The organism is Halomonas tibetensis (assembly GCF_042643535.1).
Taxonomy (GTDB): domain Bacteria; phylum Pseudomonadota; class Gammaproteobacteria; order Pseudomonadales; family Halomonadaceae; genus Halomonas; species Halomonas tibetensis.
This window is the reverse complement of record NZ_JBHRSQ010000017.1, coordinates 110,704-132,230: the sequence shown is the minus strand read 5'-3', so window position 1 is coordinate 132,230 and position 21,527 is coordinate 110,704. Positions and strand designations below refer to the sequence as shown.

Here is a 21,527-nt window from a genome sequence, read left to right as displayed (position 1 = left end):
ACAAAAAAGCTGCTGAAAGAATTCAGCCGGCGGGTCAAATCAGGGGAAATTCAGAGGAGAAGAAGCAATAAATACAGATGGCTCCCGGAGCAGGACTCGAACCTGCGACCCAGTGATTAACAGTCACTTGCTCTACCAACTGAGCTATCCGGGAATAAAGAAGGTGCTGACGATGGCTCCTCGAGCAGGACTCGAACCTGCGACCCAGTGATTAACAGTCACTTGCTCTACCAACTGAGCTATCGAGGAATTACACGATTTTCAGCAATGGCATTTAACGCGGCGATGGCTCCCGGAGCAGGACTCGAACCTGCGACCCAGTGATTAACAGTCACTTGCTCTACCAACTGAGCTATCCGGGAACGGCGTCGAACACGGGACGTAGTATACGGATTCGCTTCTGGAGGTCAAGTCCGTATCTAGCTCTATCCTGATACTGCTCTATCTAAGGGTAGCCGCCCGACTCTCCCGAGGACCCATAAGCATAACGCCCATCTGGCCTGAGGCGAGATGGGCGTTGTTATGCTGTATCTGGTGGCTACGCCCTGATTTGAACAGGGGACCCCATCATTATGAGTGATGTGCTCTAACCAGCTGAGCTACGTAGCCAAGTCGTCAAGCAAACGTGTGCCTTTCAACGGGGTCATATTGTGCCCGTAGAGGGGCACATTGGCAAGCCTTCCAGACAAAACTTCAAGCATCTCGTTTCCTGCCCACCATTAACAGGCAGATTCACATCTCAACAGCAAACCCCAACTTTTTCACGCCCGCCCCCGTAGCCAGCGGAGCAGCTACCTGGGCGATATTTTATTGATTGAACGTTCAATAAAAAAATGTCACGCTATATCCATCTCATCACGCTGGTTGGCGTGGTGCAAAGCTATCCCTGAAACAGGAGGTTTCGAGGTGCCCAAGGTCGGAATGGAACCCATCCGCCGCCAGCAACTGATCATGGCCACCATGGCGGCAATCGACGAGGTCGGTCTGGCCGATGCCACGGTGATGCGGATTGCCGGTCACGCCGGCGTATCCGCAGGCATCATCAGTCACTACTTCGGTGGCAAGGATGGATTGCTGGAAGCCACCATGCGCCAGATTCTCAGCGATCTGGGCGAGGCAGTGGCAATGCGGCGACGAGCGCTCACCACTACGAGCCCCAGGGACCACATCGGCGCCATCATCGACGGCAACTTTGACCGCAGCCAGGTCACCGGGCCGGTGGCCAAGACGTGGTTGGCCTTTTGGGCGAGCAGCATGCATAAGCCTGAGCTTGCGCGCCTACAGCAGGTCAATGACCGGCGCCTTTACGCCAATCTCTGCTACCAGTTTCGCCGCCTGATGCTTCGTGACGAAGCGAGCGCCTGCGCCCGAGCACTGGCAGCCCTGATCGATGGCCTATGGCTGCGCGGCGCCCTGACCATAGAGGGCCTGGATAGCGAAGAGGCGCGGCGCCTGGCCCGTGACTACCTGGATAGACTGCTCAGCACCCACGACATCCCTTCTCCTGCCTGAATGGAGTTCATCATGGCACCCCTTGAGACCCAAACCCTTTACATCGACGGCTGTCACACGACCGCTTCCTCCGGCGAGACCTTTGCCGTTGTCAACCCCTTCGATGGCTCGCCGCTCGCCGAGGTGCAGCAAGCCTCCTCAGCCGACGTAGACGCCGCCGTTGACGCCGCCCGCAAGGGCCAGCGGACCTGGGCAGCAATGACCGGCATGGAACGCGGCCGTATCCTGAACCGCGCCGTGGCCCTGCTTCGCAGCCGCAACGATGAGCTCGCCGAGCTCGAGACACACAACACCGGCAAGCCAATCAGCGAGACGGCCGCGGTGGACATCGTCACAGGCGCCGACGTCCTCGAGTACTACGCAGGCCTGGCGGCTGCCATCGAAGGCAGCCAGATCCCGCTACGTGAGGGCTCCTTCGTCTATACCCGTCGCGAGCCGCTGGGCGTGATCGGCGCCATCGGCGCCTGGAACTACCCCATCCAGATTGCCTGCTGGAAGAGTGCCCCGGCACTGGCCGCCGGCAACGCCGTGGTCTTCAAGCCCAGCGAGGTCACCCCGCTCACCGTGATGAAGCTCGCCGAGATCTTCACCGAAGCCGGCTTGCCCGACGGCGTCTTCAACGTCATTCACGGCGATGGCAGCGTCGGCGCCTTGATGACCGGACACCCGGGCATCGATAAGGTCTCCTTCACCGGGGAGGTGGGAACCGGCAAGAAGGTAATGGCCGCCGCCGGGGGCTCCACCCTGAAGGATGTCACCATGGAACTGGGCGGCAAGTCGCCGCTGATCGTATTCGCCGACGCCGACCTCGATCGCGCCGCCGACGCCGCCATGATGGCCAACTTCTACTCCAGTGGGCAGATCTGCACCAACGGCACCCGGGTGTTCGTCGAGCGCGCCGTGAAGGACGCCTTCGAGGCGAAGATCAAGGAGCGGGTCGGCCGCATCAGAGCCGGCGACCCGATGGACCCGAGCGTCAACTTCGGCCCCCTGGTCAGCTTCGAGCACCAGGAAAAGGTGCTCTCCTACATCGCGCTCGGCAAGCAGGAGAGTGCCCGGGTGCTGGCCGGCGGCGATACCTGGAATCAAGGCGACGCTGGCGGTGTTGACTGGTCAAGAGGTGCCTGGGCCGCCCCCACGGTGTTCACCGATTGCAGCGACGAGATGCGCATCGTGCGAGAGGAGATCTTCGGCCCGGTGATGGCGATCCTGGCCTTCGATGACGAGGAAGAGGTGATCCGCCGCGCCAACGATACCCACTACGGCCTGGCGGCCGGCGTCTTCACCGAAAGCCTCAACCGCGCCCATCGGGTCATACATCGCCTGGAGGCGGGCATCTGCTGGATCAACACCTGGGGCGAGTCCCCCGCCGAGATGCCGGTAGGCGGCTACAAGCAGTCCGGCGTGGGTCGTGAGAACGGCCTCGAAACCCTGGCCCACTACACCCAGACCAAGTCGGTGCAGGTCGAGATGGGCCCCTTCGAGTCGGTGTTCTGAGGAGACCCCATGTCACAGCTTCGCGAATTCGACTACGTCATCATCGGTGCCGGCTCTGCCGGCAACGTACTGGCCACCCGCCTCACCGAGGATGCCGGCGTCACGGTGCTGCTGCTCGAGGCCGGTGGCCCCGACCACCGCTTCGATTTCCGCACCCAGATGCCGGCGGCATTGGCCTACCCGCTCCAGGGAAAGCGCTATAACTGGGCCTTTGAAACCGACCCCGAGCCGCACATGGATGGCCGACGCATGGAGTGCGGCCGCGGCAAGGGCCTGGGCGGCTCCTCCCTGATCAACGGCATGTGCTACATCCGCGGCAACGCCCTGGACTACGACCACTGGGCAGAGGCGCCCGGCCTGACGGACTGGCGCTACGCCGACTGTCTGCCCTACTTTCGCAAGTCCGAGACCCGCGACATCGGGCCCGACGCCTATCACGGCGGTGATGGGCCGGTCAGCGTGACCACGCCCAGGGAAGGCAACAACCCGCTCTATCGCACCTTCATCGAAGCGGGCAGGCAGGCCGGCTATCCGGAGACCGAGGACGTCAACGGCTACCAGCAGGAGGGCTTCGGCCCCATGGACCGCTTCGTCACCCCCCGGGGCCGGCGCGCCTCCACGGCCCGGGGCTATCTGGACCACGCAAAGGGGCGCGAGAACCTCACCATCGAGACCCGCGCCCTCACCGACGTCATCGAATTCGAGGGCAAGCGCGCGGTGGGCGTGCGCTACCGGAAAAAGGGCCAGATCCAGAGTGTAGGCGCCCGCCGCGAGGTGCTGCTGTGCGGCGGCGCCATCGCCTCGCCACAGATCCTGCAGCGTTCAGGCATCGGCCCGCAGGATGTCCTGGACGAATTCGGCATCGAGGCGGTCCACGTCAACGACAACGTCGGCGCCCACCTCCAGGACCACCTGGAGATGTACATCCAGTACGAGTGCAAGGAGCCGATCTCGCTCTACCCGGCGCTGAAGTGGTACAACCAGCCCAAGATCGGCGCCGAGTGGCTCTTCCTGGGCAAGGGCGTGGGGGCAAGCAACCAGTTCGAGGCGGCTGGCTTCATTCGCAGCAATGACCAGGAGGCGTGGCCCAACCTGCAGTACCACTTCCTGCCCATCGCCATCAGCTACAACGGCAAGAGCGCGGTACAGGCCCACGGCTTCCAGGCCCACGTGGGCTCCATGCGCTCGGAGAGCCGCGGTCGCATTCGCCTCACCTCCCGAGATCCCGAGGCGGCGCCGAGCATCCTGTTCAACTACATGTCCACCGAGAAGGACTGGCAGGAGTTCCGCGACGCCATCCGCCTGACTCGCGAGATCATCGCCCAGCCCGCCTTTGATGAGTACCGCGGCCGGGAGATCTCGCCGGGGCCGGGCGTCCAATCCGACGCCGAGCTGGATGCCTTCGTCAAGGCGCATGCCGAGACCGCCTACCACCCCTGCGGCAGCTGCCGCATGGGCGAAGGCGACGACGCCGTGGTGGACGGTGCCGGCCGGGTGCACGGCGTTGAGGGCCTGCGGGTCGTCGACGCCTCGCTCTTTCCGCTGATTCCCACCGGCAACCTCAATGCACCGACGATCATGCTGGCCGAAAAGATCGCCGACAGGATCCGCGGCCGCGGGCCGCTGCCCCGGAGCGAGGCTCCTTATTATGTGGCAAACGGCGCCCCCGCCCGCAGCGAGCCGCAGCGCCGAATGGAGTGAACGCTGGCCGGTTGCAATGGGATAGGCTAGTCTGCAAGAATTCAAACGTGTGTTCGAATTCTTGCCGTTCATGATAATCGGAGTTTCCCATGCTCACCCTGATCCTGCTGATCGTGGCCGCTGTCGGCCTGCTGGCGGTGATGCGCCGAGAGGCGGGCGCCCTGCCCGCCCTGGCGGTGCTCGCCCTCACCTGCCTGGCCAGCCTTTTCTTTGCCTCCACCCTGCTCGGCATCCTGCTGCTGGCCGGTGCCCTCGCCGTGGCGGCGGCCGGCCTGCCGGCCCTGCGCGGCAAGTGGCTGACCCCGCGGCTCTTTGCCATGTTCAAGAAGGTCTCACCGAAGGTCTCCGACACCGAGCGCACCGCGCTGGAGGCCGGGAGCGTGGCCTGGGACGGCGAACTCTTTACCGGCAAGCCCGACTGGCAGGCACTGCTGGCCTTCAAGGACGAGGGCATCAGCGATGAGGAGCGCGCCTTCCTCGACAACCAGTGCGCCGTGGCCGCCGGCATGTGCAACGCCTGGGATATCGCCAAGGAGCGCGCCGACCTGCCCCAGGCGCTCTGGGACCACCTCAAGCAGGAGCGCTACTTCGGGATGATCATTCCGAAGGAGTACGGCGGCCTGGGCTTTTCTGCCAAGGCGCAGTCGCTGGTGCTGCAGAAGCTATCGATCAGCGAGACCCTGATGGTTACCGTGGGGGTGCCCAACTCCCTGGGCCCGGGCGAACTGCTGCTCAAGTACGGAACCGACCAGCAGAAGAACCACTATCTGCCGAGGTTGGCCGATGGTCGCGAGATTCCCTGCTTCGGCCTCACCGGCCCGCGGGCCGGTTCCGACGCCACCTCGCTTCCCGACACCGGCGTGGTCTGCAAGCAGGTCATCGACGGCAAGGAAGTGCTCGGCGTGCGTCTCAACTTCGAGAAGCGCTGGATCACGATGGCGCCCATCGCCACCGTGGTGGGCCTCGCCTTTCGCCTGTTCGACCCGGAGCACCTGCTGGGCGACGAGGAAGACCGCGGCATCACCCTGGCGCTGATTCCCCGCGATACCGCCGGCATGGAAATCGGTCGGCGCCACCACCCCATCGGCAGCCCCTTCCTGAACGGTCCGATCAAGGGCAAGGATGTCTTCGCCCCGCTGGATACCATCATCGGCGGCACCGAGATGATCGGCCAGGGCTGGCGAATGCTCGTAGAGTGCCTCTCCATCGGTCGCTGCATCACCCTGCCCTCCGGCGCCACCGGCACCGCCCGCTACGCCATCGGCTGGAGCGGCGGCTTTGCCCGCATTCGTCGACAGTTCAACGTGCCGGTCGCCGAGATGGAGGGCATCCAGGAACCACTGGCGCGCATGACCGCGCTGGGCTACATCGCCCAGGCGGCCGTCTACCAGACGGCCAACACCATCGACCGTGGCGAGAAGCCGGCGGTGCCCTCGGCGATCCTCAAGAGCCAGCTCACCGAATTCCAGCGGGTCATCCTCAGCGATGCCATGGATATCCACGGCGGCAAGGCGGTCACGCTCGGCCCGCGCAACTACCTGGGGATCGGCTACAGCGCCAACCCCGTGGCGATCACCGTGGAAGGCGCCAACATCATGACCCGCAACCTGATGATCTTTGGTCAGGGGGCGATCCGCTGCCACCCCTACGTACTGGATGAGCTGGCCGCCAAGGACGCTGATGACATAAAGGCCTTCGACAAGGCGTTCTTCGGCCACGCCGGGCTGATCTTCGGCAACGCCGCACGCGCCTTTACCCTGGGCCTGGGCATTGGCAAGTCCGCCGTGCCCTTCGATGCGGTCGCCGCCCCCTATGCTCAGGAGATCGGGCGGCTCTCCGCCGGCTTCGGCCTCTGCGCCGACGCCGCCATGGCCAGCCTCGGCTCCACCCTAAAGCAGCGCGAGATGCTTTCCGCCAGGCTGGGCGATGTACTCTCCAACCTCTACCTCGCCTCCATGGTGATCAAGCAGTGGCATGAGGGCGACAAGGTCGAGGACGAGGCGGCACTCGTTCACTACAGCTGCCAGTTCCTGCTGGGCCGTGCCGAGCAGGCACTGGATGAGCTGTTCGATAACCTGCCCAACCGCGCCCTGGCTCGCGTGCTGCGCATCGTGGTGATGCCCCGGGGCAAGCGCGTCAAGCGCCCCCACGACGACCTGGCACGCACCATCGCCCAGGCCGTTTCACGCAACACCGCCCTGCGCGATAAGCTGCTGCGCGAAACCTGGGAGGCCGACGACGGCAGCCAGCCCAACTTCCTGGCGCACTACAACGCCCTGCTGGCCACCCAGGAACGCGCCGAGTCCCTTTATCGCAAGGTCAACAAGGCCTATGCCAAGGGAGAGCTGCCGGCCGATGCGCTGCATCCCGAGCAGCGGGTGCTGGAAGCGGCCAAGGCCGGCCTGATCAGTGAAGAAGACGCCACCTTCATGCGCGAGCGTGAGGCCCAGGTACTGGAGCTGCTTACCGTGGACGACTTCGAGTACGACGCCTTCGTCACCGACAAGTCCAAGGTACTGCGCCACCACGCGGCCTGACGCCTCTCTCGGTCACCGCAACCCAACGCCCTGGCCATGTGCCGGGGCGTTTTGCCCCCCATATCTCTTACTACAAAGGCCATACCAGCAGGATCATGGGTATCGCCACCACAAGCACGACCAGGGAGAGGGGCAATCCCAGCTTCCAGTAGTCGCTGAAGCTGAAGCCACCGGGGCCCATCACCAGGGTATTGGACTGGTGACCGATGGGGGTCAGGAAGGCGCAGGAGGCACTGACCGCCACCGCCATCAGGAAGGGGTCCAGCGAGGCGTCGAAGCCACGCGCGAGGCTTGCCGCTATGGGCGCCATCAACAAGGCCGCCGCGGCATTGTTGACGATGTTGGAGAGCACCATGGAGAGGACGAAGAGCCCCACCAGTGTCACGATCGCTGGCCACTCGCTGCCCCAGGTGAGCATGGTCTCGGCGATCAGCGCCGCGCCGCCACTGGTCTCCAGCGCCTGCCCCACCGGGATCATGGCCCCCAACAGCACGATCACGGGTCCGTCAATGGCCTGGTAGCCCTCGCGCAGGGGCAGCACCCCGACCAGCAGCGAAACCAGCGCCGCACTCGACAGCGCCACCGCCGCGGGCAGTACCCCCAGCAGAATGGCCAGGATCGCCGCCGCAAAGATGCCCAGCGACACCAGCAGCCGGCGCGGCTGCCCAAGATTGAAGTTACGCTTGGCCAGCGGCAGGCAGCCCAGGGTGGCGAGGCTTTCGGCAAGCTCGCTCTCGCCACCCTGCAGCAACAATACATCGCCGGGACGGAAGCGGATATCATGCAAGCGCTGCTTCAGCCTGCCACCGTCCCGGGCCACCGCCACCAGGTGCAGGCCAAACTGGTTGTGAAGTCGCAGCTGGGTCACGGTGTGGTTGACCATCATGGAGTCGGTACGCACCACCGCTTCTAGCAGTTGCAGGCCTTCGGTATCCACAGAAGTAGGGGGCTCTGCCACCTTCTCCTCGCCTTCCCTCTCCTCGCCTTCTTTTTCATCGTCTTCCTTTTCTTCGTCTTCGGCTTCCTTACCCAGGCTCAAGCCCACCTTGTCCTCGAGCAGTTTCATCTCTTCGGGCCCTGCCTCCATCAGCAGGATATCGCCCTCCCTGAGCACGCCGAAGAAGGTGTGGCCGGCACGGCGCTTCTCGTCGCGCACCACCGCCAGCACCGGGATAGTCTCCTCCAGTTCCTGCTGCAACTCACGCAGCGTCAGGCCGTTAGCCTTGGACGCATCGCTCACGCGCAGCTCCACGAGATAGTGGGCAGTATCGAACATCGCCTCGGTAGAGGCCTTTCCTGCGCGCTGGGGCACCAGCCGCCAGCCGATCAGCAGGATGAACGCCAGCCCGGCCATGGCCACCGCCACGCCGACCGGTGAAAAGGAGAACATGCCAAAGGCTTCGCCGGTGACCGAACCCCGGTAGCTGGCGATGATGATATTGGGTGGGGTGCCGATCAGGGTGGTGAGCCCGCCCAACAGCGATCCGAAGGCCAGCGGCATCAGCAACAGAGACGGCGAAGTATCGTGCTCCCTGGCCAGGCGCATGGCCACCGGCAGCAGCAGCGCCAGGGCGCCAACGTTGTTCATGAAACCGGAGAGCACCACCACGGTGCCGGTCAAGGCGGCGAGCTGCAGGAAGAGTCGTTCGCCCACCTTAAGCACCTGCTCGGCGATGACGTCCACCACCCCGGAGTGCTCGAAGGCGCGGCTGAGCACCAGCACCGCAGCCACGGTGATCACCGCGGGGTGTCCGAAGCCCATGAAGGCCTCCTCACCCGGTACCAGACCCAACATTACCGAGCCGAGCAGTGCCGAAAGCGCCACCAAATCATAGCGGAAACGCCCCCAGACGAAGGCGGCGAGCGTCAGTCCGAGCACGATGAAGACCAGGGTGCTGTCGGCCATGCATTCACGTCCTGTGGTGAAGGGTTGCTATCAGCATCGCCAGGCAGAGGGCTCGGCGGCAAGTGTTTTTACACGACGACGCCCGGCCAGGGCCGAGCGTCATAAGGGGCCGATCGGACCTGCAGCGTTATTTCGCCATCTTCTCCAGCATGGCGTTAACCGCCTCGAGATGCTCGGGCTCGTTGTGGCACATGCCCTGAAAGACCGCGCAGAGATCGAGAAAGTCCTTGAGCTCGGTGCGCTGCGCCATCTTCATCAGTCGCTTGGTGAGACGGGTGGCCTTGGGCGGCTGGGAAGCGATGCGGGAGGCCAGCTCGCCGACACGTTCCATCAGCGCCTCGGGATCACAGATCTCGAGCACGATGCCATATTCCCTGGCCTCTTCGGCGTCGATGATCCGCCCGGAGAGGGTCAGTTCGAAGGCGCGCTGGTAGCCGATCAGGCGCTGCATGAACCAGGCCCCACCGTCGCCGGGGATGATGCCCAGGTTGAGAAAGGTCTCGCCGAACTTGGCTTTCTTCGAGGCGATACGGATATCGGCCATATTGGCCAGGTCGAACCCGGCGCCGATGGCCGGGCCGTTGACGGCGGCGATGATCGGCACCTCCACCGCGGAAAGCGCCAGCGGGATGCGCTGGATGCCGCGCCGGTAGCGGGCCGAGACCTCAGCCACGTCGCCGGCGAAGTCGCCGCCGCGGTTGGCCATGTCCTTGACGTTGCCACCGGCGGAGAAGGCGCTGCCCTCGCCGGTGATCACCAGCACCGAGACGTCGTCACAGGCGTTGACCCACTCGGCCACGGCGATGATGTCGTCCACGAGTGCGGTGCCGGTCAGGGCGTTGCGCACGTCGTGGCGGTCCATGACCAGCGTGGCTACCCGCCCGTCCAGGGTCAGGCGGGCGTCGGTCAATTGCGGCAGGCTAGGCTGTGGCGTACTGGATTGTGAAGAGATCGGGCTCATGCGTCGGCTTCCTGATTTTTTTCCACGATAACCCGGGCATCCACCACGGCATAGCCATCGGCGTTGACGATTACCGGGTTGAGGTCCAACTCGGAGAGCGCCGGATAGGCTTCGACGATGCGCGACACCTTGAGCAGCAGGTCGACCAGCGCAGTCTTGTCCACCGCCTTCTCACCACGCACGCCGGCGAGAATCTTCTTGGCTTTGATCTGCTCCACCATCCCCTCGGCGTCGCGCCGCGACAGCGGGATGGCGCGGAAGGCCACATCCTCGAGGATCTCCACGAAGATACCGCCCAGGCCAAACATCAGCACCGGGCCGAAGATCGGATCGCGGATCACCCCGAGGATCACCTCCACCCCCTTCTTCGCCATGGGCGTGACCAGCACCCCCTCGATCTCGGCATTGGCATCGTAGGCGAGACAGGAACCGAGGATGGCCTGGCGAGCCTGGCGCATGGCGGCCTCGCCCACCACGTTGAGCTTTACGCCACCGGCGTCGGACTTGTGTAGGATGTCCTTGGAGACCACCTTCATGGCCAGCGGCGACTCGCCGAACTGCTTTGACGCCTCGGCCAGCTCGGCTTCGTTCCTGACCACCCGTTCCAGTGGCACCTCGATGCCGTGGTCGCGCAGCAGCTGCTTGGCCTCGTACTCGAAGAGATCGCGGCCCTGGGCCTGGGCGTTATGGAACATGGCGGTAAGCTCGGGCAGCGGTTCGACGCTGCGCTCGCGGCTCTGACGCTCGACCTGGGCCAGGTACTGCCCGCGCTCGCCGAGCGCCGAGAGGACCCGCACCGAGTGCTCGATGGAGGCGTAGATGGGCAACCCCGCCTCGTGGAGACGGCGCAGCGCCGGCGGCTTGATCGGCGCATAGAGGCTGTAGATCACCAGCGGTTTGGTGGTGGCCTTGGAGAGGTCGACCATGGCTTCGGCGCCGCGCATCTCGTCGCCCAGCAGCGATTCGGCAAAGCGGGTGCTGTAGCCGCCGAACATGCCGACCAGAAAGACGCTATCGACGTTGTCGTCGGCGGCGACGATCTCCATGCAGGTGGCCAGCAGCGAGGGATTGGCATCGGTGGAGCCGGCCACGTCCACCGGGTTGACGGTAGACGCCTGGGGGAAGAGCACATCGCGCAGCTTCTGGCGAGTCCCCTCGGAGAGTTCGGCGAGTTCCATACCCGCCTCGGCCAGGCGGTCAGAGGCAATGGTCGCCTGGCCGCCGCCATCGGAGATCACCGCCACACGTTTGCCGCGGGATTTCTGCAGCAGGCCCAGCCCTTCGGCCACCGGCAGGATCTCGTCGGAGTGCTGGACCACGCTGACGCCGGCCTGCTTGAGCAGGTCCACGGTCATGGCGTAGCTGCCGGCCAGCGCCCCTGTGTGGGAGCTGGCCGCCTTTTGACCGGCCTCGGTGGAGCCGGACTTGTAGACCACCACCGGCTTCATGGCGGTCACTTCCCGGGCCACCTCGAGGAACTTGCGACCGTCGCGAAAGCCCTCCACGTAGAGCGTGGCGACTCGGGTGTGCTCGTCCTCACCCAGGTAGCGCAGGTAGTCGTTGAAGCCGATATCGCTCTGATTGCCCGGGCCCACATAGGTGGAAAACCCCACCTGACCGTTGTACTGGGCCTCCAGCGCCAGCGAAAGGAGCATATTGCCGGACTGGGAAATGATGCCCACCCCGCCGGGCTTGACGTTGTCCAGGGACAGCAGGTTGATCTGATGGTGCAGGTTGAAGAGGCCGGAGGTGTTAGGACCGATGATGCGCACACCGTGGGCGCGGGCCTTCTCCATCATCTCGCGCTCGAGTTCGGCCCCTTCCCCACCGATCTCGGCGAAGCCGCTGGCAAGAATCACCGCCCCCTTGATGCCGCGGCGCCCGCACTCGGCGATCAACCCCGGCACCGAAGCGGCCGGGGTGCAGATCAGGGCCAGCTCCGGGTTGCCGGGAATGGCCGTGACAGAGGGCCAGGCCTTGACCCCGAGAATCATGTCGGCCTTGGGATTGACCGGGAAGATGTCGCCCCGATAGCCGTCCTTGATCAGGCCGACCATGGCCTTGTAGCCACGCTTGGTGGGATCGGCGGAGGCGCCCACCACGGCGATACCTGATGGCGCCAGGATATCGTGGAGGGGGCTGCGAGTCGGAAGATGTCCTTCGATGGGATTCATGGCGGAGTGACCTTGGCGTCTGGTGCGCTGTAGAGAGTCGCGAAAACGGGTTTATGAGCCCGGCGCACCGGGCATAGAGCGGGAGCGAAACGTGTCGGGGTTACTTGCCCTGGAAGCGCGGGGTGCGCTTTTCGGCGAAGGCATCGACGCCTTCCTGCCAGTCCCGGGTAGTGCCGACGAAGGTCATCCCCTCGAGCTCGGCGGTCAGACAGGCGTCCAGGGTCCGCTCACCGGAGGCATTGAGCTGCTCCTTGGCCAGTGCCATGGAGAACGGCGCCTTGCTCGCTACCTTCTCGGCGAAGGTCAGGGCACTCTCGAAAAAGCCCTCATCGGCATGGCAGCGGTTGGCCAGGCCGATACGCACCGCCTCGGCACCGTCGATGCGCTCCCCCAGGAACACCAGTTCGCGAGCCTTGGCCAGGCCCACCAGGCGCGGCAGCAGCCAGGTCACGCCGCCACCCAGGAAGTTACCGATGGAGACCTCCGGCAGGCCGATCTGGGCGCTTTCGGCCATCAGCAGGAAGTCCGAGGCGATGGCGAGTTCTGCTCCGGCGCCCAGCGCATAGCCGTTGACCGCGGCAACCACCGGGGTCTGCATCTGCATCAGGCGCTTGCAGACGATCTGCTCGCCCTGCAGGTACTGACGGCGATCGAAGGCGGTGCGTCCCTCCTTGTGCTCCTTGAGGTCGGCGCCCACGCAAAAGGCGCGGCCTTCGCCGGTGATCAGCACAACGCGCACCTCGACGTCGGCCTCGGCACGGGTCAGAGCGTCATTGAGCTCGCGATATAGCGCCTCGGTCACGGCGTTCAGGCGATGGGGGCGATTGAAGCGGATCTCCTGCACCTGGCCGTGGCGGCGTGTGATCAGTGTCTCGTAGTCCTGTGAAGAAAGATTCTGCGAGGGGAGGTTCGGGGACTGACTGGGGTCTTGGCTCATCTAGGGCGGCACTCTTAATAGACGTAGCAAGCAGGAATAGACGTGGCAAACAGGGGCGTGGTGGATGGATTCGATAGGCCACGACGATGGCTCATCGCCATGGAAACAAACGTGTCATTATCGTCATCACGGCAGCACGCTTGTTCTAAAGTGCATCCTATCCAAGGGTCCCGAGCAGGTCAATACACACGTGTCGCGTTTTTTTCAAAAGAGAAACGAATGTTTCACTTTGGAGCGCCATCCATCGGGTACAATGGCGCCCCCTGCGCCACCCAACCCAGGAGAACAGCGTGCTGGAACAGGATCGATGCGACGACACGAATCCGGACGCCGACAACGGCCCGGCCCGTCTGGATGCGGTGAACCGACGGCTCGCCGAGGCCTATCCGGAGCTCAGCCCCCAGCTTAAGCTGGCCGCCGGCTATGTGCTGGAGCACCCGGTGGAGATCGCCTTCCAGTCGATCCGCAAGTCGGCCACCGCCGCCAAGGTGACCGCCTCGACCCTGGTGCGTCTGGCCAAGCGCCTGGGATTCGACAGCTTCGATCAGTTCCGGGAGGTGTTTCAGTCGGCGGTTCAGGCAGGGCCCGTTGAGCTTTCGGGACGCGCCAGCCAGCTGCGCAGCCTGGCCAGCCAGACCGACGACCAGGTGTTTCTCGACGTGGGCGACGCCGCCTTCGACAACATCGGCCGGCTCTTCACCGCCGACAACCAGCAGCGGGTACGCGAGGCGGCCCGGCGGCTGCTGGCCGCCGACAAGATCGCCGTGGTCGGATTTCGGGACACCTTCGCCTGTGCCTATCACTTCGCCTACGTGGGACGCATCGCCATGCCCAATATCCAGCTGATTCGCGGCCAGGAGGGAGGGCTGCTGACCGAGTTGGCTCCCTTTGGCGAAGGGGACGTGGTGGTGGCCTTCGGCTTCGAACCCTACTGCGCCGAGACCATGCGCGCGCTGGAGATCACCCGGGCGTCGGGGGTCAGCGCCATCGTGGTCACTGATACCATGCGTTCACCGCTGGTGCCGGGAGCCGCCATCACCTTCCCGGTGGCCAACGCCACGCCACACTTCTTCCCGTCGATCCTCTCGGCGATCACCCTGGTCGAAGTGCTGCTGGCGGAGTGCGTGGCCTTCGGTCCCGACGACCTGGTGGACAACGTGGCCAGCTTCGAGTCGCGGATGCGCGCCATGGGCGCCTACGTGGAGCAGGCGTAGATCAAACCAGCAGCAGGAACCGGGCAGGAATACGCCGGCCAGCGAGACTATCGGGCGGGAACGAAGACGGGGGCCCCGTCCACCCAGGCGGTGGCCAGCCGCTGACCGTAGAGACGCTCCAGAGCGCTGGGCACCAGCATCGTCTCCGCCGCTCCCCAGCACGCTTCGCCGTCCGGATAGAGCAGCAGCAGATGGTCACACCACCGCGCGGCCAGGTTGAGGTCGTGCAGGCACATCAGCACGGAGCCCCCCTCGGCGGCCTGTTCGGCCAGCAGATCCATCACCGCCGACTGGTGGTGAAGATCCAGATGGTTGGTGGGCTCATCGGCCAGCCACAGGCGAGGCGCCTGGGTCAGCACCGTGGCGATGGCCAGGCGCTGACGCTCGCCGCCGGAAAGCGTGCTGACCAGCCGGTCGGACAAGTGGGCCACGTCCAGCCGATTGAGCGCCGCCTCGGCCAACCGCAGGTCATCGGCCCCCTCCATTTGCCACGGCGAGAGCCAGGGATGACGACCGATCAGCGCTGTTTCACGCACCGTGGCGGGAAAGCCATCATGGCGCTCCTGAAACACCAGGCCCAGAAGGCGCGCCACCTTCCGCCGCCCCAGCGACGCCAGCAGCTGGCCGTCGACGCGAATCTCCCCGGAACGCGGCGCACGGAGTCCGGCCAGGGTATGCAGCAAGGTGGTCTTGCCGGCGCCGTTGGGCCCCAGTATCCCCCACACCTGGCCGGGCTCCACGGTCAGCGTCAAGGTGGCGCCATCCGCCCGACCCGGCACGTCGATCACCAGTTCATGAATTTCCAGGCGGCCCATCAGCGACTCCGGTAGAGCAGGTAGAGGAAGGTGGGCACCCCGAGCAGCGCGGTGATCACCCCCACCGGCAGCTGTTCGGGGGCAATCGCCGTGCGCGCCAGAGTATCGGCCAGCACCAGCAGGGTGCCGCCGGCCAGGGCGCAGGCCGGCAGGATCAGGCGCTGGTCGTTGCCCAGCACGAGCCGCAGCATGTGCGGCACCACCAGCCCCACGAAGCCGATACTGCCGGCGGTGGTCACTGCCATGGCGGTAAGCGCGCTGGCCATCAGATAGATGCCCCACTCCAGGGGGCGCACCGCCACGCCCAGGGCCGCGGCCTGCAGCGGCCCCCGAGCCAGCACATTGAGGTTGCGCCCCAGCGGCAGCGCCACCAGGCAGGCTACCACCAGCAGCGCCAGCGGTGCCCCGGGCGCGCCGGCGTGGGCCAGGTCTCCCATCAACCAGTAGAGCATGCCGGGCAGGCGTTCCACCGGGCTCACCGCCAGCATCAGGGTAATCACCGCACCCCAACCGGCGGCTACCACCACCCCGGTGAGCAGCAGCCGCGACGGCGTCCAGCTGCCGGTACCATGGGCCAGGCCGAATACGAGCAGGGTGGAGAGGAAGGCCCCAGCGAAGGCAGAGCCTGTCATCAGCGCCCCGCCCAGACCCGCCAGCATGGCGGCCAGAGCGCCCACCGCAGCGCCTCCCGAGAGCCCCAGCACGTAGGGGTCGGCCAGAGGATTGCGCAGCAGCACCTGCATCAGGGCACCGGCCACGGCGAGCAGCCCGCCCACCGCGAAGGCCGAGAGCGCCCGGGGCAGACGCAGCTCGAGAATCAGGGTGCGGGAGAGTGTATCGCCACCCCCGCGCACCACGGACCACAGTTCATCGAGACCGATGCCGACGCTCCCCATGGCCAGCGCCAGCCCAATTGCCAGCAGCGAGGCCAGCGCCAGCAGGCCCAGCGGCAGCGACCAGCCCAGGCCAGTCAGCGACGTTCGAAGCGGTTCAGCGCCGGCCACGGGCCACCTCCAGCGCATCACACATCAGCCGGCTGCCCTCCAGCAGGCGCGGTGTGGGTCGCTGGATCAGCGAGGGAGGCACGAAGAAGAGGTTGTCTCGATCCACCGCAATAAGCTCGGGATAGCGGGTCCAATGGTCGAGCCAGTCACGCTTCTCCTCCCCCATGCCGCCGGCCAGGATTACCTCTGGGTCGGCGGCCAGCACCGCCTCCTCCGCGATGCGCGGCGCCAGCCGGTCGAGCTCGGCAAAGACATTGACGCCTCCACACAAGCGCACGACCTCACTGATCCAGTGCTCGTCGTTGATGGTCATCAGCGGCGAATCCCACACCTGGTAGAAGACCGACACTGGGGCCGACTCTGCATGGCGTCTGGCAAGCTCGGCCATGCCTTGGCGGAACCGCGCTGCTTCAGCCTCCCCCTCCGCCTCGCTGCCGGCAAGATGCGCCAGGCGCTCGATGGCACCGGCGATTTCCTCGATGCGCCGCGGCTCGATCTGGAATACCGGCAGCCCGAGACGCTCCAACCGTTCGAGCTGTTCGACGGGGTTGCCGGTGACCCAGCCGATCACCAGGTCCGGCTCGAGGGACAACAGCGCCTCGAGATCGACCCGGGTATGGTTGCCCACCGAGGGCACTTCGGCGGCCTCGGACGGATAGTCGCTGTGGGCCACCACCGCCACCACCCTCTCCCCCGCGCCGGCGGCGAAGACCAGCTCGGTGGCCCCCGGAGAGAGCGCAGCGATCCTCGACGCTGGAGCGTCCAGGCACACCTCACGGCCTCGATCATCCATGGCACAGCGCTCTGCGGCCAGAGCCGGCGCTGCTGCCAGAGGCAGCAGCGCCAGGGTCAGATGACGCAGCAGGCTAGCGGCCATCATCCACCGAAGTGCAAGCTGACGAAGGCCGCACGGCCGGCGTTGATGTAGTCGAACGGCATCGCCTGGAAAGTGACCGGATCAAAGTCGGCGCCCTGAGCAGTGACGACCTCCTTGTCGAGAGCGTTCTCCAGGGTGGCACGCAGCGACCACATGGGCGCGAAGTCCCAGCCGGCTCGCAGGTTGACAGTGCCATAGCCGGGTAGCCGATCGCCGTTGGCGGCATCGTTGTAGCGATGGTTCTGGGCGACCCAGGAACCGCCCAGCGACCAGTCGCCCAACTCCCGATCCACGTCCAGACGCACCCCCTGGGTAGCGCGACGCGCCAGGCGCTTGCCGGCGTTGTCGCCACTGCGGCTCTCAGGGTCCAGCCAGGTCAAGGCAACGGCAAGGGTCCAGTCATCGACTTCAGCGCCAAGGGCCAACTCGGCGCCGCGGATGCGCGCCTCGTCAACGTTGACGGGGCGGAAGGTCTCGTCAAGAGAGATAAGGTCATCCACCTTCGTCTGGTAGGCAGCGAGATCCCAGAACCAGCTACCGTACTGGCCGCGCAGGCCAAGCTCGAAGGTCTGCGACGTTTCCGCGTTCAGATCGGAGTTGCTGGAGCCGACAAAGGGAAAATAGAGCTCGTTGAAGGTCGGTGCACGAAAGGCCGTTCCGTAGCTCGCACGCACCATATGGTGGTTATCCAGCGCATAGCCAAAAGCCAAACTCCCGGTCAACTCCTCGCCGAACGCCTGATTGTCGTCATGACGAAGGCTCAGCTGTGTCGTCAGCGGGTGAAAATCCAGGAAACCCTGGGCAAACACGGCTCGGTTGTATCGCCGCTCTTCATCGAAGGAGAGCCCGGAGGTCTGGCTGTCGCCAAGATCATCCTCGGCATACTCGGCACCGGCCACCAGCTCGTGGAGGCCCAGCGCCAGAGTGTTCTGCCACCGGGCGGTGCGCGTGCGCGTCTCGAAGAGAGAGGTGTAAGTCGGGGCCAGAGTCTCACGCTCGTCCCGCGCCTCGCTGAGGGTCAGGCGACTCCTCCAGCTATCCGTCACCGCCAGCTCACCATAGACCCCCGCCACCTGCTGAACGAAGTCGTCCGTTGCGGCACCGGAAGCATCGAACTCTGTGCTCCCCCTGGCGCGAAGCGCCAGCAACCCCACTTCTGCATCGTTCCCGAAGGCGTGAGAAAGTCGCACCAGACCATTGGTATTGTCGTAGCCCTTGTCGTCACCATCGCGACGCACCGGAGTGCCATCGGTTTCGAAGCGGCTGCCGGTAACGTAATAGCGGGTGCCGCCGCTGCTTCCGGCAAGGCTGGCGCTGTAGCGCTGGGTATTGAAGGAGCCACCGCCCACCGAAACACGCGGCTGAGGGGCGCCCTCTTCACCTTCGGGAGTCAACAGCTGGATAACGCCGCCCACCGCATCGGCACCGTAGAGGCTACCGCGTGGACCACGCACGATCTCGGCGCGCTCGAACATCCGCGGGTCGAGAAACTCCCAGGCGGCCGCTCCGGTAGTCGCAGATCTCAGCCGAATCCCGTCAATCAGCAGCACGTTGGCATTGCTGCCGGTGCCGCGCAGGAAAAGACTGCTTTGCTTGCCGAAGCTACCTTGGGTGGTGACGTCTACACCCGGCTGGCCGCGCAGCAGGTCGGTGACGCTAGTGGGATCCTGGCGGCGCAGGGTCGCCTCATCCAACACGGTGACAGAGGCCAGGCTCTGGTCGGCGGTACGCGGCGCCAGGGCAGCGGTCACCACCATGGGGTTGAGGCTCTGAAACTCGGCGGCGCTGTCGGAGTGGGGGTCGGCGGCCTGAACGGCCATGGGAAGTGCGGCGAGGGCGAATGTCGCCAGGCCGCGGGGTGCGAAGGTCGTTTTCATGTCTGTCCCTTGATCGCCGTGCTCACCCGCACGGCGTCCTGCTTCTTTTAATGGGCCGGGGCAGAGGAACAGCAGGAAGGGAGCGGCGCGAACGGTGCGGTGCGGCGAAGCCCTGCCATATGACCGCCCTCCGCGATCCGGCATGCGCTCTCGGGCCGGTCTCCGGGCTTACGAGCGAGGGGCTCGCCGAAAGGCGAGACTCCCTGCTGAACCGCCGCCTTCCCATGCCAGGGGCACAGTGGCTTCTTGGCGGTTCTTGACTCGATCACCGTTGCGGGGGCAGCGTCGGACTGGCGGGCTATGTGTAAGCGTACCGCGAACCGACTTCCCGTTTACCTGGCGGCACTCACTCCGCCAGCACCTTAGAGTGCGCGTAACCTAGCAAGCGGAACCAGAGGCGTCAATCCACGCACGGCTAAGCCTTGCTCAGACACCACCGGATAGCCAATGGCTCAGGCAGCGACTCTGACTTCGTAGCCGGTGTACTTGCGCAGGTTGATGACGCCTGAGTCGAGAATCAGGTACTGGCCCTTGAGGCCAAGCAGGGTGCCGGCGATCTCAGGGTTCTTGTCGAGGTTATGGGAGACCACCTTGGTGGGGTATTCGAGCACCGGATAGTCGAGGGTCACCGGCGGCTCGTCGAGCAGGCGAATGGAATCCGCGCCGAAGCGCTCGCGCAGGTTGGCCAGCCCTCCGTCCAGGCGTGACAGGAGGCGGTCACGCTCGGCGGGCAGGTCCATCTCGAAGGTGTCGCCCTTGAGCATGGCGCGCCAGTTGGTGCGGTCGGAGACCTCCTCCTTGAACAGCATCTCGACGAAGCCCGACTGCTGACGGGTGTCCACGGTGAAGACCGGCAGCGCCTGCACGGCGCCCTGATCGAGCCAGCGGGTAGGCACCTGGGTGCCGCGGGTAATGCCGACCTTGAGGCCCGAGGCGTTGGAAAGATAGACGATATGAGGCTGGAAGCAGTGGCGCTCGGCCCATTCCGGCTCTCGGCAGGTGCCTTCGAAGAAGTGGCAGGTCTCCGGTTTCATGATGCAGGTGTCGCACTGGGCCAGCGCCTTGAAGCAGGGGTAGCAGTGGCCCTGGGCGAAGCTTTTCTTTGTCGCCCGGCCACAGTGGGTACAGGCGATGGCGCCGGTCCAGGCGAGCGCGAGCGGCCGGCCCAGGCAGGCGTTAAGCGCCAGTCGCTCATCGCCGACGCGCAGGGTATAGCGGGCGGCCTCTCCCTTTTTCCCTGGCATGATGGCCATCTTGCTCAGACAGCCCTGCACCTCGGCTGTTGCGTCAATCGACTCAGCCACGGCCGGCATCCTTGGCCAGGCCGGCCAGCGCAGGATCGACGCCGGCGCCGCTGTTGGCCCCGCCGCAGGTCCGCTTCTGCAGAAAGCCGACCCGCTGCTCTTCGGGCACGTTGTTCTCGATTTCGTAGCGCATTACCGCCTCCAGGCAGAGCTCGGTCTGCTCGGGGCTGAGCAGCCGGCCATCCGGCCATTTACGCAGCTCCACCGACTGCTTGAGGCTCTGGTAGATAGCCGGGGTCATCTGCTGGATCATGCGCTCGAAGGTCATATCGCTCATGGTGAGTCTCTCGATTGGGTGATGCGATGTCGTGACACTGAACTCAGCGCTGCCGACGCGCTCGCCAGGAATAATACCAGCCCAATGCCAGGCCCACGACCAGTCCCCCCAGGTGAGCCTCATTGGCCACGTTGCCGAATCCCACGGCGCCGGCCATGTCGGTCATGGTGAAGATCATCCAACCCAGCATGAAGACCACCAGCATCTGGGGCACAAAGAAGCCGCTGGCCGGTGCCCGGCGCGACATCAGCCAGACGTAGCCGAGCAGTGCGAAATCGACGCCCGACATGCCGCCGAACAGTACCGTGCCGGCGGCATACTGGGCCAGATTGGCCCCGATGCCGGCGGTCAGGACGATCAGCAACATGCGCCCGCTGCCCTGCAGCGCCTCCACCTGGCGGCCAAAGTACCAGAGCCACAACATGTTGAAGATCAGATGCATCCAGCCAAAGTGCAGGAAGGCGGGCGAGAGTGGGCGCCACACCTGGCCGCCCAGCACCGCCTCGACCAGGCTACCCACTGCCAGGCTGCCGTTGATCACCCCCAGCGGCACAATGGCCAATGCCGCGATCACCCGGTCACCAAACACCGCCATGGTAGCGAATACCACCAGGCAAAGCGCCAGGGTCACCGCCGTGACTGGCGCCAGCCTGAGCGGCGTCAGCAGGGAAGAGGTCGGCAGCGAGGACAGGCGCGAAGCACGTCCCTTGGGCATCAGCGGCTCGCCGCGCTGCCAGCGGACCAGCAGCTGCTGAAGTTCCTCCTGCTGACGGGGATCAGCGAGCCACAGGGTCTGCCCCTTGTCGTCCTCGGTGATCCGATGGCCGATGCGATGGGCCCAGAGCGCGCGGCGCAGCTCACGAGTATCGACGTCGGGGGGGAGCTGCATCACCCGGTACATGGCGCCTCCTGAAGGGGGGTAACGAGGGATTCA

General features: G+C 65.2%; 16 protein-coding genes, 4 tRNA genes and 1 riboswitch. Of the genes, 5 read left to right on the top strand and 15 right to left on the bottom strand.

Annotated elements, in window-relative coordinates; all coding sequences use genetic code 11:
- Positions 1-78: 78 nt before the first annotated feature.
- From ACFODV_RS13300 to ACFODV_RS13285, 4 genes are all read right to left on the bottom strand, one after another.
- Positions 79-154: transfer RNA gene (locus tag ACFODV_RS13300), tRNA-Asn, on the bottom strand.
- A 19-nt stretch (positions 155-173) separates the two neighbouring features.
- Positions 174-249 (bottom strand) — tRNA-Asn (locus tag ACFODV_RS13295).
- A gap of 37 nt (positions 250-286) precedes the next feature.
- A tRNA-Asn gene (locus ACFODV_RS13290) sits at positions 287-362 on the bottom strand.
- 170 nt (positions 363-532) lie between these two features.
- Positions 533-609, bottom strand: a tRNA-Met gene (locus ACFODV_RS13285).
- 297 nt (positions 610-906) lie between these two features.
- On the opposite strand from ACFODV_RS13285, the gene betI reads away from it, so the two are divergent.
- The 4 genes from betI to ACFODV_RS13265 all read left to right on the top strand — a co-directional run bounded on the left by betI (position 907) and on the right by ACFODV_RS13265 (position 7,247).
- Positions 907-1,512: a transcriptional regulator BetI gene (gene betI, locus ACFODV_RS13280; RefSeq protein WP_379760214.1), complete on the top strand. Its 606-nt coding sequence runs from the start codon at positions 907-909 to the stop codon at positions 1,510-1,512.
- A 12-nt stretch (positions 1,513-1,524) separates the two neighbouring features.
- Positions 1,525-3,009, top strand: coding sequence for a betaine-aldehyde dehydrogenase (gene betB / locus ACFODV_RS13275; RefSeq protein ID WP_379760212.1), 1,485 nt, complete (start codon positions 1,525-1,527; stop codon positions 3,007-3,009).
- Between the two features lie 9 nt (positions 3,010-3,018).
- Entirely contained in the window at positions 3,019-4,710 is a 1,692-nt protein-coding gene (gene betA / locus ACFODV_RS13270; RefSeq protein ID WP_379760210.1) for a choline dehydrogenase, read from the top strand.
- Between the two features lie 89 nt (positions 4,711-4,799).
- A complete protein-coding gene (locus ACFODV_RS13265) occupies positions 4,800-7,247 on the top strand; it encodes an acyl-CoA dehydrogenase (RefSeq protein ID WP_379760208.1) in 2,448 nt (815 codons plus the stop codon).
- 70 nt (positions 7,248-7,317) lie between these two features.
- Here the strand turns inward: ACFODV_RS13265 and ACFODV_RS13260 are convergent, their stop codons facing one another.
- From ACFODV_RS13260 to ACFODV_RS13245, 4 genes are all read right to left on the bottom strand, one after another.
- On the bottom strand, positions 7,318-9,153 hold the full coding sequence (locus ACFODV_RS13260) for an SLC13 family permease (RefSeq protein WP_379760206.1): 1,836 nt from the start codon (positions 9,151-9,153) through the stop codon (positions 7,318-7,320).
- A 127-nt stretch (positions 9,154-9,280) separates the two neighbouring features.
- A complete protein-coding gene (locus tag ACFODV_RS13255; protein ID WP_379760204.1) occupies positions 9,281-10,114 on the bottom strand; it encodes an enoyl-CoA hydratase-related protein in 834 nt (277 codons plus the stop codon).
- Entirely contained in the window at positions 10,111-12,288 is a 2,178-nt protein-coding gene (locus ACFODV_RS13250; RefSeq protein ID WP_379760202.1) for an acetate--CoA ligase family protein, read from the bottom strand. The genes ACFODV_RS13255 and ACFODV_RS13250 overlap by 4 nt, the downstream gene beginning before the upstream one ends.
- A 100-nt stretch (positions 12,289-12,388) precedes the next feature.
- The gene (locus ACFODV_RS13245) at positions 12,389-13,225 is read right to left on the bottom strand and encodes an enoyl-CoA hydratase/isomerase family protein (RefSeq protein WP_379760200.1); all 837 of its coding nucleotides are present in this window, start codon (positions 13,223-13,225) and stop codon (positions 12,389-12,391) included.
- A gap of 290 nt (positions 13,226-13,515) precedes the next feature.
- Here ACFODV_RS13245 and ACFODV_RS13240 point away from each other — a divergent pair, with 290 nt between their 5' ends.
- Positions 13,516-14,439, top strand: coding sequence for a MurR/RpiR family transcriptional regulator (locus ACFODV_RS13240; RefSeq protein WP_379760198.1), 924 nt, complete (start codon positions 13,516-13,518; stop codon positions 14,437-14,439).
- A gap of 47 nt (positions 14,440-14,486) precedes the next feature.
- Here the strand turns inward: ACFODV_RS13240 and ACFODV_RS13235 are convergent, their stop codons facing one another.
- The 7 genes from ACFODV_RS13235 to ACFODV_RS13205 form a co-directional block, all read right to left on the bottom strand.
- The gene (locus tag ACFODV_RS13235) at positions 14,487-15,254 is read right to left on the bottom strand and encodes an ABC transporter ATP-binding protein (protein ID WP_379760196.1); all 768 of its coding nucleotides are present in this window, start codon (positions 15,252-15,254) and stop codon (positions 14,487-14,489) included.
- Positions 15,254-16,258: a FecCD family ABC transporter permease gene (locus tag ACFODV_RS13230; RefSeq protein WP_379760195.1), complete on the bottom strand. Its 1,005-nt coding sequence runs from the start codon at positions 16,256-16,258 to the stop codon at positions 15,254-15,256. The genes ACFODV_RS13235 and ACFODV_RS13230 overlap by 1 nt, the downstream gene beginning before the upstream one ends.
- A complete protein-coding gene (locus ACFODV_RS13225; protein ID WP_379760194.1) occupies positions 16,245-17,135 on the bottom strand; it encodes a cobalamin-binding protein in 891 nt (296 codons plus the stop codon). The genes ACFODV_RS13230 and ACFODV_RS13225 overlap by 14 nt, the downstream gene beginning before the upstream one ends.
- Positions 17,135-19,012 carry a TonB-dependent receptor domain-containing protein gene (locus tag ACFODV_RS13220; RefSeq protein WP_379760193.1) on the bottom strand — a complete coding sequence of 626 codons (1,878 nt, stop codon included), beginning with the start codon at positions 19,010-19,012 and terminating at the stop codon, positions 17,135-17,137. The genes ACFODV_RS13225 and ACFODV_RS13220 overlap by 1 nt, the downstream gene beginning before the upstream one ends.
- Positions 19,013-19,148: 136 nt before the next feature.
- A riboswitch (cobalamin riboswitch) is annotated at positions 19,149-19,392 on the bottom strand.
- Between the two features lie 72 nt (positions 19,393-19,464).
- Positions 19,465-20,325, bottom strand: a complete 861-nt coding sequence (locus ACFODV_RS13215) for a DUF2797 domain-containing protein (RefSeq protein ID WP_379760192.1) — start codon at positions 20,323-20,325, stop codon at positions 19,465-19,467.
- Positions 20,309-20,593 (bottom strand): YeaC family protein, encoded by a 285-nt coding sequence (locus ACFODV_RS13210; protein ID WP_379760191.1) that lies wholly within the window; start codon positions 20,591-20,593, stop codon positions 20,309-20,311. Before ACFODV_RS13210 ends, ACFODV_RS13215 begins: the two co-directional genes overlap by 17 nt.
- Positions 20,594-20,636: 43 nt before the next feature.
- Positions 20,637-21,494: a rhomboid family intramembrane serine protease gene (locus ACFODV_RS13205; protein WP_379760190.1), complete on the bottom strand. Its 858-nt coding sequence runs from the start codon at positions 21,492-21,494 to the stop codon at positions 20,637-20,639.
- Between the last annotated feature and the right edge of the window lie 33 nt (positions 21,495-21,527).

Excerpts from the sequence above, each read along its gene's own strand:
- ACFODV_RS13250 (WP_379760202.1), bottom strand. The coding sequence starts at position 12,288 with ATGAATCCCATCGAAGGACATCTTCCGACTCGCAGCCCCCTCCACGAT.
- ACFODV_RS13260 (WP_379760206.1), bottom strand. The coding sequence starts at position 9,153 with ATGGCCGACAGCACCCTGGTCTTCATCGTGCTCGGACTGACGCTCGCC.
- ACFODV_RS13255 (WP_379760204.1), bottom strand. The coding sequence starts at position 10,114 with ATGAGCCCGATCTCTTCACAATCCAGTACGCCACAGCCTAGCCTGCCG.
- ACFODV_RS13215 (WP_379760192.1), bottom strand. The coding sequence starts at position 20,325 with ATGCCGGCCGTGGCTGAGTCGATTGACGCAACAGCCGAGGTGCAGGGC.
- ACFODV_RS13265 (WP_379760208.1), top strand. The coding sequence starts at position 4,800 with ATGCTCACCCTGATCCTGCTGATCGTGGCCGCTGTCGGCCTGCTGGCG.
- ACFODV_RS13210 (WP_379760191.1), bottom strand. The coding sequence starts at position 20,593 with ATGAGCGATATGACCTTCGAGCGCATGATCCAGCAGATGACCCCGGCT.
- ACFODV_RS13225 (WP_379760194.1), bottom strand. The coding sequence starts at position 17,135 with ATGGCCGCTAGCCTGCTGCGTCATCTGACCCTGGCGCTGCTGCCTCTG.
- betB (WP_379760212.1), top strand. The coding sequence starts at position 1,525 with ATGGCACCCCTTGAGACCCAAACCCTTTACATCGACGGCTGTCACACG.
- ACFODV_RS13245 (WP_379760200.1), bottom strand. The coding sequence starts at position 13,225 with ATGAGCCAAGACCCCAGTCAGTCCCCGAACCTCCCCTCGCAGAATCTT.
- betA (WP_379760210.1), top strand. The coding sequence starts at position 3,019 with ATGTCACAGCTTCGCGAATTCGACTACGTCATCATCGGTGCCGGCTCT.
- ACFODV_RS13220 (WP_379760193.1), bottom strand. The coding sequence starts at position 19,012 with ATGAAAACGACCTTCGCACCCCGCGGCCTGGCGACATTCGCCCTCGCC.
- ACFODV_RS13235 (WP_379760196.1), bottom strand. The coding sequence starts at position 15,254 with ATGGGCCGCCTGGAAATTCATGAACTGGTGATCGACGTGCCGGGTCGG.
- ACFODV_RS13205 (WP_379760190.1), bottom strand. The coding sequence starts at position 21,494 with ATGTACCGGGTGATGCAGCTCCCCCCCGACGTCGATACTCGTGAGCTG.